At 68.5% G+C, this 11,645-nt stretch carries 11 protein-coding genes; 4 read left to right on the top strand and 7 right to left on the bottom strand.

All coding sequences use genetic code 11. From position 1 onward, the window contains the following. Positions 1–16 precede the first annotated feature (16 nt). From ABD120_RS09185 to ABD120_RS09195, 3 genes are read right to left on the bottom strand one after another with little or no spacing between them, the layout of a single operon-like run. Positions 17–916 carry an NAD kinase gene (locus ABD120_RS09185; RefSeq protein ID WP_343949305.1) on the bottom strand — a complete coding sequence of 300 codons (900 nt, stop codon included), beginning with the start codon at positions 914–916 and terminating at the stop codon, positions 17–19. Next, positions 913–1,725, bottom strand: coding sequence for a TlyA family RNA methyltransferase (locus tag ABD120_RS09190; protein WP_343949306.1), 813 nt, complete (start codon positions 1,723–1,725; stop codon positions 913–915). Before ABD120_RS09190 ends, ABD120_RS09185 begins: the two co-directional genes overlap by 4 nt. Beyond that, complete coding sequence (locus tag ABD120_RS09195) at positions 1,722–1,880, bottom strand: hypothetical protein (protein WP_343949307.1); 159 nt, start codon at positions 1,878–1,880, stop codon at positions 1,722–1,724. Before ABD120_RS09195 ends, ABD120_RS09190 begins: the two co-directional genes overlap by 4 nt. A 114-nt stretch (positions 1,881–1,994) precedes the next feature. On the opposite strand from ABD120_RS09195, the gene ABD120_RS09200 reads away from it, so the two are divergent. Then, a complete protein-coding gene (locus ABD120_RS09200) occupies positions 1,995–2,336 on the top strand; it encodes an SCP2 sterol-binding domain-containing protein (protein ID WP_343949308.1) in 342 nt (113 codons plus the stop codon). 236 nt (positions 2,337–2,572) lie between these two features. Here the strand turns inward: ABD120_RS09200 and ABD120_RS09205 are convergent, their stop codons facing one another. Then, a complete protein-coding gene (locus ABD120_RS09205; protein WP_343949309.1) occupies positions 2,573–3,556 on the bottom strand; it encodes an HAD-IIA family hydrolase in 984 nt (327 codons plus the stop codon). A gap of 679 nt (positions 3,557–4,235) precedes the next feature. Beyond that, entirely contained in the window at positions 4,236–4,658 is a 423-nt protein-coding gene (locus tag ABD120_RS09210) for a tetratricopeptide repeat protein (RefSeq protein WP_343949310.1), read from the bottom strand. Between the two features lie 119 nt (positions 4,659–4,777). Here ABD120_RS09210 and ABD120_RS09215 point away from each other — a divergent pair, with 119 nt between their 5' ends. Continuing rightward, complete coding sequence (locus tag ABD120_RS09215) at positions 4,778–7,795, top strand: DUF1015 family protein (protein ID WP_343949311.1); 3,018 nt, start codon at positions 4,778–4,780, stop codon at positions 7,793–7,795. A gap of 119 nt (positions 7,796–7,914) precedes the next feature. Continuing rightward, on the top strand, positions 7,915–8,181 hold the full coding sequence (locus ABD120_RS09220; RefSeq protein WP_343949312.1) for a hypothetical protein: 267 nt from the start codon (positions 7,915–7,917) through the stop codon (positions 8,179–8,181). Between the two features lie 42 nt (positions 8,182–8,223). On the opposite strand, the gene ABD120_RS39750 is transcribed toward ABD120_RS09220, so the two are convergent. Beyond that, a complete protein-coding gene (locus ABD120_RS39750) occupies positions 8,224–9,171 on the bottom strand; it encodes a single-stranded DNA-binding protein (protein ID WP_425563947.1) in 948 nt (315 codons plus the stop codon). Between the two features lie 110 nt (positions 9,172–9,281). Between ABD120_RS39750 and ABD120_RS09225 the strand changes: the two genes are divergently transcribed. Further along, on the top strand, positions 9,282–10,214 hold the full coding sequence (locus ABD120_RS09225; RefSeq protein WP_343949313.1) for an MBL fold metallo-hydrolase: 933 nt from the start codon (positions 9,282–9,284) through the stop codon (positions 10,212–10,214). A 70-nt stretch (positions 10,215–10,284) separates the two neighbouring features. On the opposite strand, the gene ABD120_RS09230 is transcribed toward ABD120_RS09225, so the two are convergent. Then, on the bottom strand, positions 10,285–11,645 hold a 1,361-nt coding region (locus ABD120_RS09230), incomplete at its 5' end, for a hypothetical protein (RefSeq protein WP_343949314.1).

The following is an 11,645-nucleotide window of genomic DNA, read 5'->3' on the forward strand; positions in this document are numbered from 1 at the left end:
TCCCGGGTCCATTGACTCAGGGACGCACCCTTCCGCGCCAGCCCTGAACTGGAAGTTCGAACTTGGCGACCAACCTGTCGGTGAACGGGGCCCCGGTGCTCTCGATGCCGTGCAACCGGGCCAGTCTGACCGGCCGCGCACCCCGCCTGACCTCGACCCGCACACCCGGCGGCAGATCGAAGCGGCGGCGCCCGTCGCACCACAGCACCCCACCGGGCGTGTCCGGCAGGATCTCGACCGCCAGCGTCGAACGCGGCGAGACCACGAGCGGCTTGGCGAACAGCGCGTGCGCGCTGATCGGCACCATGAGCATCGCCTCGACCTCCGGCCAGACGACCGGGCCGCCCGCGGAGAAGGCGTAGGCGGTCGAGCCGGTCGGGGTGGCGCAGATGACGCCGTCGCAACCCCAGCGCGACAGCGGGCGGCCGTCGATCTCGGCCACGACCTCCAGCATGCGCTCGCGCTTCTCCACCGTGGCCTCGTTGAGCGCCCACGTGTCGGCGATCACCTGGCCGTTGAGGCGCGCGAGCACGTCGATCGTCATACGCTCCTCGACGTCGTAATTGCCCGCGACCACGCTGTCGACGGCGGCGGCGAGGTCGTCGACCTCCGCCTCCGCCAGGAAGCCGACATGGCCCAGGTTGACGCCGAACAACGGGACGCCGCTCTCGCGGGCGATCTCGGCCGAGCGCAGCAGCGAGCCGTCGCCGCCGAGGACTATCATCACCTCGGCGTCCTTGGCCGAGACCGGGTCACCGGCCACGACCTCGGCGCCCACGCAACCGATCTGCACAGCCTCCTGCTCCAGGACACGCACCTTGATCCCCGCCTCCACCAGGCGCTGGACGACCAGGCGGGCGCTCTCGACGGCCGGGCCGCGCCCGGTGTGCACGGTGACCAGGACAGTCCGATTCATTGCGGCCCTTCTTCGACGGCGCGCTGGATCTCGGTGTCGAGGTCGGCCACCGGCGGCTCGCCCTCCCCCTTGCCCAGCCACAGGAGGTACTCCACGTTCCCCGACGGTCCCGGCAGCGGGCTCGCGGTCACCCCGCGCACCGCCAAGCCGAGTTCCCGCGCCTTCGCCGCCGCCTCGCGCACGGCCTGCGCCCGAAGCTCCGGGTCGCGCACCACTCCGCCCGCGCCGACCCGGTCCTTGCCCACCTCGAACTGCGGCTTGACCAGCAGCACGAAGTCGGCGCGCGGCGCCGCGACCCCGTTCAGCGCGGGCAGCACCAGCCGCAGCGAGATGAACGACAGGTCCCCGACGACCAGCGTGGGCGGCTCACCCACCAGCTCCGGTGTCAGATCGCGCACATTGCGACGTTCCATCACCGTGACGCGCTCGTCGGTGCGCAGCGACCAGGCGAGCTGACCGTAGCCCACGTCCACCGCGAGCACGTGTGCGGCACCGCGCCGCAGCAGCACGTCGGTGAATCCGCCCGTCGAGGCACCCGCGTCGAGGCAACGGCGGCCCTCGACCTCCAGCGCCTTGAACGCCTCCAGGGCGCCGACGAGCTTGTGGGCGCCGCGCGAGACGTAGTCGGGGCCGTCGGGCGAGTCGGCCACCACGATCGCGGCGGACGTGTCCACCTGCGTGGCCGCCTTGCCCGCCGCCTGTCCGCCGACGCTCACCCGCCCGGCCTCGATCAGCTGCCCCGCCTGCTCTCTGGACCGGGCCAGGCCGCGCCGTACGAGCTCGCTGTCGAGCCGGACGCGTCTGCTCACTGCTCGTCCATGGCGGCGAGGGTCGCCTCCAGCCCCGTGAAGGCGTCGTCGAAGACGGCGACGTGATCGGCGGCGGGCAGCCCGGCCAGGCGGTTCAGCCCGGCGAGGATGCCGTCGACACGCGCGTCGCCCGTCTCCACCGGAAGCTCTGTCATGACACGACCGTAACGCCTCCCACCACCGCCCGGCACCTCGGCAGGCGTGTCATGCGTTGAGCGTTGAAAGGACAACGCTACCGTCCGTAGCAAGGGCAGAAAGGATGCGCGCTCATGGCAAGCGTCGAGGAGTGCCGGACCGCACTGGCCAGGCTCAGCAGCCACTTCGATCACATCGGTGAGGAGGACCGCGACAAGCATGTGGTCGAGCGCACCCTGAGTTGCACCGTCTCCGACCTCGGCGTCACCTTCTACGGACGCGTCCACCGCGACGGCCTCGACCCGTTCACCGAGGTGCCGCACGAGCGTCCGGCCGAGGTGCGGCTGACCATCGGCAGCGACGACCTGATCAAGCTGGTCGACGGCGAGCTCGACCTGGCCAGGGCGCTGCTGGGCGGCCGGGTCAGAATCGACGCCAGTTTCGGCGACCTGCTCAGGCTGCGCCGTCTGCTGTGACCCCGCCGGATCCGTGGACCTGACCCTCGACACCGAACCACCGTGCTGCTGACCACCCGTCACGGTCTGAGCCGTACGCGCCCGCCCAGCCTCAGCCGTCCCGCTCGAACCGAACTCATCAGGCAGCTGAGCTCTGAACCCGCTCGTACCGAGTTCGTGAGACATCCGAGCCCTGGGCCCGTTCGGACCGAACTCGTCAGGCATCTGAACCCTGTGGCCCGCTCGAACCGAACTCGTCAGGTCAAGCGATCAAGTGCGGGCTGGACGGCGTCAGCGTCGAGACGACCCTCTCCAGCCACCGCCCATGCCGTCTCACACGCCGTACGCAGCCCCTCGATCCACGCCCCCTCCCCGTCCAGATGGAGGTGACCGTCCTCCCATCGAGCCCGCCACCCTCGCCTGAGCGCCGGGTACTCCTCGTGCAACGCCGACAGATCCTCGGCGACGTACGTGGGCCGATGACGCGGCCCGACCGTCAACAGGTCACGCGCCGCGGCCACCCCCGTGAGCACCAGCAGACTGTCCACCCCCGCGTTGGTGGCCCCCTCGATGTCGGTATCCAGCCGATCCCCCACGACCAGCGGCCGGACCGCGCCCGTGCGCAACATCGACTCCCGATGCAACGGCGGCGCGGGCTTGCCCGCGTACACCGGCTCCACACCGGTGGCAGCCGCGATCACCCGGACCATCGCCCCATTGCCCGGCAGCTCGCCCCGCCCCGTCGGCATCGTGCTGTCGCCGTTCGAGGCCACGAACATCGCCCCCTGCCGTACGGCCAGCGTCCCTTCGGCCAGCAGCCCGTAGGAGATCCCGGGCGCGATCCCCTGAACCACGGCCACAGGCTCGTCCCACGCGGTACTGACCGGCCGGAGTCCCCGATCCCGAACCGCCATTCGCAGCCCCGTGCCTCCGACGACCAGCACCTCGGCCCCGGCGCCGAACCTCTCGGCGATCAACCGTGCCGCAGCCTGCGCCGAGGTGACCACATCCTCGGGCCGCGCGGGAGCCCCCAGCTCACGAAGGTGCGTGGCGATGGCAGCAGGCGTCCGAGAGGCGTTGTTCGTCACATACGCCAGCCTCGCCCCCCTCTTCTCCGCCTCCACCAACGCTTCAGGAGCCCCGGGTACGGCCCGGCTCCCCAGATAGACGACCCCATCAAGATCAAGTAGCAGCGTGTCATACCCCTCAACCAACACCCGGCCGCCCTCCGTCTCACTCATCACGCGCCCCATCCCACGAATCCAGACTCAACCGACTCGTCCATCATCACCCCGCCACCATGGCCGTCTCACAGCAGACCACCCTGTTCGTTCACCTCATCCCAGACCCACACGAACGCTTCCCAGAGCCAGAACAACACCCATCCCCACCCGGTTCACCTGGACATATCACCCCGAACCTAGGGCCGACCGCCTCTAACCCGCACACCCGCACACCCGCACACCCGCACACCCGCACACCCGCACACCCGCACACCCGCACACCCGCACACCCGCACACCCGCACACCCGCACACCCGCACACCCGCACCAAGATCGTGCCCTCTCAACAGTCCTGTCCACACGGGACCAGCACCCAAGTTGAACGGCGTTTCCCGGCGCACCATGCCTGCCTTGGCCGCTCAGCGCACAGACCTCCCTTACCGGCGCCCCGCAAAGACCGGTGCCCTGCCCAGGGGTCTTCGATCAACCCAGGCAATGTGCGTACCCACCGGCATGGCGGGCTGCTCCGGTCGATCACCTCGTTGACGCGAGGCGCCGCCCGCGACCCCAGAACTCTCGGGGAACAGGGATCACTCGCCCCCGCTGCGGGCTCATCGGAGTTCCGCCCCGAGGCGGGAGCACACCGCTGCACCAGGGACGAGATCATCCCAGTCCAGAGGCGTCCCACCGATACGGCTCACATCTCGCGACGCGCACGCAACGTGGCCCGAACGCTCTTGAGCGCGGAGACGTAGTTTCGCTCGTCCGGCCGCATGGCCACAGCGATGGCCAGTGGTTCCTGCGCGGCCTCCATGTCGCCCGTCCGCCACAGGGCCAACCCCAGCCCGAAGTACGCATAATCCTCAGCCGGGTTGGCAGCCACGATCCACCGGAAGCTGTCGGCAGCCTGCGCGTACTGCCGGGAGTTGAACTGCGCCCTGGCCAATGCCTCCCTGATGCTGCGCGACTCAGGCTCAGCGGCCGCAGCCCGCTCCAGCAGCGACGCGGCCGCCGCCGGACTGCCTTCCTTCAGAAGCTTCACCCCACGCTGATACCAGTCATAAACATCCCCCACAGGACCGCCGGGGGAATCTTCGGGGACGTTTCTGCTTTGCATCATGCGTGAGGCCTCCTTCACCGACAGACGACAGCGCCACGCGAGCCTCGGAGGAATCGGACACCGCTGGGGTTCGGGGGCGACCCCGGGGAGACTCGGACCTTTATGGGAGCATGCCCGATATGGGGACTCCTGAACTACCGGTGCCCGATGGGCTGGTGCTACGCCCCTTCCGTGGGGTCCGCTTCGTCGTGGACGATCCTGCGAAGGTCACCTCTCCTCCCTATGACCTGATCGCTGCCGGCGACATCCAGCGTCTCCTCGACTCTCACCCGAACAACGTCGTCCGCCTCATCCTTCCTTGCACCCCGACGCCCGCAGGACCCGCGGACCCTTCACAGGCGACCTTCCGCACCGGACCGTCACAGTCGTCGCCCGCGCAGTCCCCCTCACCAGGTTCCCCACGTTCCGACTCGACCACGGCACCCCCGGCGACCCCCTCGGCACCGGACTCTCCGGGCCCACATCCGGCAACATCGCATCTCTCCACATCGGGTTCATCCTCCGCTGCCCGGCCCCTCGCGCCGCCGCACTGGTCCAGTGTCTCCGCTGAGCTGCCCGAATCCGGCGTGGTCGCAGACTCACTCCACACCGACACCCCAGCAGAATCGCCCCAGCCCGACACATCCATGAACCCGCCCACCGCTTCAGCCCGCTCAGGCTCCCCCCACCCGGGTTCGCCCGCCGAGTTTCCTGACTCAAATCCACCTGCGGGTTCACCCCGCCCAAGTTCACCCAGCCCGGGCTCACCCACCGCGCTTCCCGACTCGGGCCCACCCACCAGCTCACCTCACCCAGGCTCACCCGCCGAACTTCCTAGCTCCGATCCAGTTGCCGGTACGCCTCGCCCGGGTTCAACCACCGAGCTCCCCAACTCAGGCCCACCTGCGGGTTCGCCTCGCCCTGGCTCACTCGCCGGAATGCCTGACTCAGATCCGGCCGGCTGTTTCGCGCACGCGGACCAATCCGTCGGGCCGGCCGATTCCGACGTACCCGCCCACGCCTCCGGCAGCACCATGACCAGCTCCCCCTTGGAGAGTTCCTCGGCCGATTCGCCTCTCGGCGGTTCGCCTACGGGCATGTCGTCAGCCAGGACCGGGGAGAAGTACGCCGTTGTCCGCGACACACTGCGCCGGTGGCTGGAATCAGGAGTACTGAGAGCAGACGACGTTCCGGCCCTGTACGTGTACGAGCAGAGCGGCCCCGGCGTCCTCCAGCGTGGCCTTATCGGCGACGTCGGCCTGGCCGCGCCCGAGGAACGGATCATCCTCCCCCATGAGAACGTGATGCCAGGCCCGGTGGCCGACCGTCTGGCCCTCATGAGCACAACCCAGGCGAACTTGGAACCCATCTTCCTCCTCTACACCGGCACGACTCCGGAACCGGCGGCCTCCGACGAAGGTCTCACCCGTGACTCCGAGCTCACCTCGGCCACGACATTCGCTGCGGCGGGCGACGCAGAGCGTCTCCGCCCCGCTGCAGATGGGCGTCCCTCTCCCGAGGTCGCAGGCGCATCGACGTCGCGTGCGCCAAGAGGACGGCAGGGAGCCGCCAGCCGACTCGTGGACACGGTCGCCCGGGAGCGTACGCCTTTGGTGGAGGCACACACCGAGGACGGCCTCACCCACCGCCTCTGGGCGGTCACCGACCTTGCCGAGATCGCAACGGTCAACGCCGACCTCCGCCACCGCCAAGCTCTGATAGCCGACGGCCACCACCGCTACGCCACCTACCGCGAACTTCAGCGCCTCGAACACGCCCGCCGAGCCGCTCAGCACGTCGATGCGACCACCTCCGCGCCCGAGCATCCGTCAGCCTCCCTCTCGGACAGTCCGCCCAACATTGGCACAGCGACGGATCAGCAGCCTGCGCACGGCGACGCCCCTGAAGGCCATCGCATGCCTGCTGACCTGCCGGAGAACACACCGGCCCAGCCTCACCGCGCCCTCCCTGCGGAGACTCCCACCACGCGCCTCACGGCCGAGCACCGCCTGTCTGCCTCCCGGGCAGAGGCGACAGTCGAGGACACCTCTTCGCCTGCACCAGGACAACAAGGCCATCGAGCTGGGGCAGCTCGTGGGCTCGCCGGGGCCGACCCAGTGCGAGCAGCGGGTTCTCGCCAGGCGCACCACGAAAGTGGAGTCCAACCCGCCGCCGTCCAGAATGATCAGGCCACCGAGACACCAGTGCCGTCCGCTGCAGGGCCGTCGAATTCGCACCATGCCGAGCCGACAGGTGAGCGCGACACCGCATCGCCCACACAGCCATCGGAAGAGCCGAATGTCGTGCCGAACTCTGAGCCGACGGTGACGCCCGGCACCTCGGGAAACGCCGAACCGACGTTCGCCCAAAGCACCGCGTCGAACCCAAAGCAGGCAGCCACCCCGCAGAACTCAGAACCACCGGCGCAGGAAGCAGAGCAGGCGGCGCAGAACGCAGACTCAGCAGACACCCATGGCACCGCACCGCACAGCGGAGCGTCAGATCCAACTCACCTCCCACCGAAGAGCCCGACAACGACGCAAGGCCCGAATGTCAATGAAACGCCCGGCGCGTGGAGCGACCGGTCTCTGGGGCCTTGGGATTTCGGGCTGGCGCTGCTCGTCGACTCCGTCGCATATCCGCCCGATCTGAAAGCCATCCATCGGGTGATTCCCGAGCTACCACTGGAGGAGGCGGCCGCGCGGGCAAAGGGCTCCTGGCAGGTGCGCGACTTCGCCGAACTCGATGAAGGACTGGCGGCACTGGACAACGCTGCCGAGCCCGCTTTTCTGCTGGCAGGCGCCAATTCCTGCCACCTGATGACAGATCCCGATCCCGTGCAGTTGGCCCACGCCATGCCCGCTGAGCGATCGGCTCGGTGGAACGCATTGAACACCTCTATTCTGGCGGAGTTCGTGTTGCCCAAGGTTTGGGGGATGCGGGACGACGAGGAACACGTGCGAATCGTCCATCACGACGCGCAGGCCGCTGCGGACCTCGCCGCCACCACTGGTGGTACCGCCGTCATCCTCAGGTCCCTCGATGTGCAGGACGTGCTGGCGGTGGCCGCCGAAGGGGAACGTGTCCCACGAAAGTCCACCTCCTTCGGCCCGAAGCCGAGGACCGGCCTCGTGTTGCGAACCTTCGCCATCGAGTAATCCGGCAGCGCAGATGGAATCGCCGGAGCCCGCTGCCGTACTGCCAGCATCATTCGGGGCCGGACTTCGTCCATTCAGGTTCCCTCGGACAGGCGTTGAGTTGGCCGACTCCAGTTCACTTGAAGCAGCTGACCGATGCCTTGAAGCAGCCTGATTCGAACGGCTGGGTCAGACAGGCCGCCAGCCGGTTGCGTCCACGGACATGGGTTTACGAGTTCGGGCTGGTAACAAGCGTGGCAGCCGTAGACGTGACCCGCCATCCGATCGTTGGGGCCTCGATCTGCTCTGTGGAAGTGCTCCCGTTCGAACCTGGTTCTGTCCAGCGTGTCGAGCGTGGCGCCGCTGAAGTGGGCGATTCATTTGAAGTGGGCGATTCGATCCATTGAAGAGCACCAGCCAGCGGGAGGACGGCGACGCGACGCACGGGATCACGGTCCGACCGAGCCCAGCAGTCGCGAGGCTGACGTCTCATCCTCAAGTCCAGTTGGCATCGAGGATGGGGAATCAGCCACACCGGGCTCCGCGATAGCCGAATACGGCGAACGGGGCGGTGGGACTCTCGGTCTGGCCTCCGCTCCCGGGGAAGATCGATCCGCCAGGGCATACGAACGCCCTGGCTGAGGTCCCTTCAATGGATCTTGGGCTGAAGCCGTGCCAGTGGATGGCTCAGGATGGGCTGCCGAAATCGGCGCCGAACCTGTGTTCTCCGAAGGAGCCGGTGCCGGCCCAGACTCGCGCCGACCTTCAGGAGGCGGACGTTCCAGGGCCGGAGCCTTCTGCTCATCCTCACCAGGCTGTGGGTGGCGTGGCTGAGAGTGGCCATCGTCAGGATGATCAGGCTGAGCCGGAGCCACTGGGGTGGCCGCGCCGGGCGAGTGGGCCACAATCCACGAGACGCCCTTGTTCCGCGACGCGCCGGCCACACCCTCGCCACCCTTGGCCTCGCCGCTACCGGCCGAGGTGTCCGCCGTACGGAGGAACGTGTCGGGAACCGCCTGGGTGAGGTCCGAGATGGGGGCCTCAGGCAGGTCAGGCGAAGCCGGCGGCGGCGAGGTCAGCACGGCGGGCTCGGACAACGGGATGAGGGTGTGGGCTTCCACCTCGACACGCCAGACTTTGGTGTCGGCGGGCCCGAAAATGCGACAGCGGATGGAGCCCGCCACGGACAAGCGGTCACCTGGGTTCAGAGACTCGAGGCGGGCGGCGAGACCGGAGTCGAACGTCACGCATCTGATCGTGTCGACGACGGCGCCGGGGCGAGGATCGCGGCGGCGGGTCACCAGACGCCAGGAGGTGAGCGTGTCGCCGCTGGGCATGACCTTGTGCTCGGGACGGCCGGACAGCTTGCCCACCAGGAAGACCTCGTTGCGGTCCAAAGTCGTGCTCCTCCATCGGTGATCGGTGGATTCACTCTTTACGATGTGGGGAGATCGGGAGCTACTGGAATGCCGTTCTGTGGACGGTGATACGAGAGCCGGGAGTACCTGTGGACAACATCACCGCCCTCGGCGGCGACGTGTACGAGATCGATACGAAGATGGCGGGATACACCGGAATCACCGCTGGCTACCTGATTCTGGGAGATCGGCCGTGTCTGGTGGAGACGGGAACGTCCACCTCGGCGCCCATCGTGCGGGACGCGCTGACCGAACTTGGCGTGGGGCCGCAGGATCTGGCCACGGTAGTGGTGACGCACATCCATTTGGATCATGCCGGTGGCGTCGGCGACATGGCGAGCTACTTCCCGTCGGCGCAGATCGTCGTGCATGAGAAGGGAGCACGACACCTGGCAGATCCATCGCGATTGATGGCCAGTGCCCGAATGGTCTGGGGTGATCGGCTCGACACCCTGTTCGGTGAACTCACGCCGACCGAGGCCGAGCGGATCGTCGCCCTGGGCGACACCGGCGCCATCGATCTGGGCAACGGCCGCACGCTGAACAGCCACTACTCCCCCGGCCACGCCAAGCACCACGTTGGCTTGATCGACTCCGCCACCGGCGACCTGTACGTCGGAGACGCCGCTGGCGTCTATCTCCCCGAAACCGGCGATCTGCGGCCTGCGACGCCGCCACCGGACTTCGACCTGCGAACGGCGCTCGACTCCATCGCCCTGTTCGAGGCTCTCGGCCCGCAACGACTGCTCTTCAGTCACTATGGCCCGGTCGATGCGGTACAGGAGACGCTGGAACGTTCGGCTCAAGAGCTCCGCGTGTGGGTGGATCTCACTGAACAGGCCCACTCCGAGGGCCTGGATCTCGACCACGCCGTCGCCATGGTCAGAGATCGGACGAAGGAGCGGTACACCGCCCTGAAGGACGACGACCCACGGGCCGAGCAGTTCGAGTTGCTCAGTGGCGCGCCATCGAACGTCGCGGGCATCCTCCACTGGCTCGACCGCGTCCCGCCGGGAAAGTAGGCGTCCCAGGCGGTGAACGGCGCCGCCCGCCGCACCAGCGATGCTCACTGGGTACGGCGGGCGGCAGCGGTCAAGCGTTTGGACGCTCCTCGGGAGCCTTCGGCTCGTCGAGGATGTCGCCGAAGTCGGGCTCGATGAACGCCGGCGTGATGCTCGACCCAGCCGGTTCCTCCGCCTCTACGTGCTTTCCACCTGCAAGCTCGTCCTCAGCGGACGCCGCAGGGGCGGCCTCTCGCCGGTCGACGGACTCGCCTGTTTGGGCGTCGACCGTAGCAGGCTCGGCGGCTTCGGCCTCTTGAACCGTCACGGGCTTCTCACCTGCCGACAGCGCCTCGTCCGTCGCAGGCTTCTCCTCCGCCTTCGCAGGCTTCTCCTCCGAGGAAGGCGCTTCGTCTGCCGGAAGCTCGTCATCGGCCACAGGCTCATTCTCGGATGAAGCCGCAGAGGAGTCGGCAGACTCCGCGTCCTCGGACGTCCCCTCCGAAGAGGGAGCCAGCAGATCGTCGGCCTCCGCGAGCGCCTCGGCGTCCGGAATGTCGTTGTCGGAGGCGAACTCTTCCTCGACGTCCTCGATGACCGCGCCGGTCAGTTCCGCGTACCGCTCGGCGGCGTCAGTCTCGCCGTCCTCGTCGAAGGCCATCGCGCGTCCGAACCAGTCGGTCGCCGCGTCGGCGTGACCGGCGTGGGCGAGCGCGTCCGCGTAGGCGAACGCCAGCCGTGCGGACCACGGCCGGGCCTGCGGGTCACGCAGTTCGGGCAGACGCTGGAGTGTGATCACGGCGGCGTCGTGCTGGCCCAGGTCGCGGCGTGCGCCCGACTCGACGATGGCCAGTTCGATGCGCCCGGACCGGTCGAGGCGCTCGGCCTCGGGGGACCGTACCAGGTCGAGAGCACGCTCAGGACGTCCTAGACCGCGCTCGCAGTCGGCCATCACGGGGAGGTACGCGTCCGAACCCGTCAGTCGGCGCGCGGCCCGCAGGTCGCTGAGCGCCTCGGCGAAGTGGCCGGCTCGGTAGGCGACGATTCCGGCCGCCTCGCGGACCACTCCGATTCTGGCGGCGAAGCGGCGCGCTACCTTGGTGTGCTCGTAGGCGTTGTCCGGGTCGTCGGCCTCCAACGCCCGCTCGGCCGCGACAAGGTGCCTACCGACCAGCTCGGCGAGGTCGCCGGGGAGCGAACGCAGCTCGTCACGGACCTCCTTCTCGAGCTCGTCGGCGGTGATGTCGGCCGCCATCTCCGGGAGCGTCTCGCGCTCGCGCTTCTCCTCGTACTCGGGCCGCCCGAAACGGGCGCGCGTCCCACTACCGGAAGAGTCGTCTTCGTCGCGGGAGAAGGGGCGGGGCCGTTCGAAGTCCCGGCTGTGTCCACGATCGTCACGGAAACCGCCCTCACGACGGGGACCCCGGTCATCACGGAAACCGCCCTCACGAC

This window comes from Nonomuraea longicatena, assembly GCF_039525605.1.
Classification (GTDB): domain Bacteria; phylum Actinomycetota; class Actinomycetes; order Streptosporangiales; family Streptosporangiaceae; genus Nonomuraea; species Nonomuraea longicatena.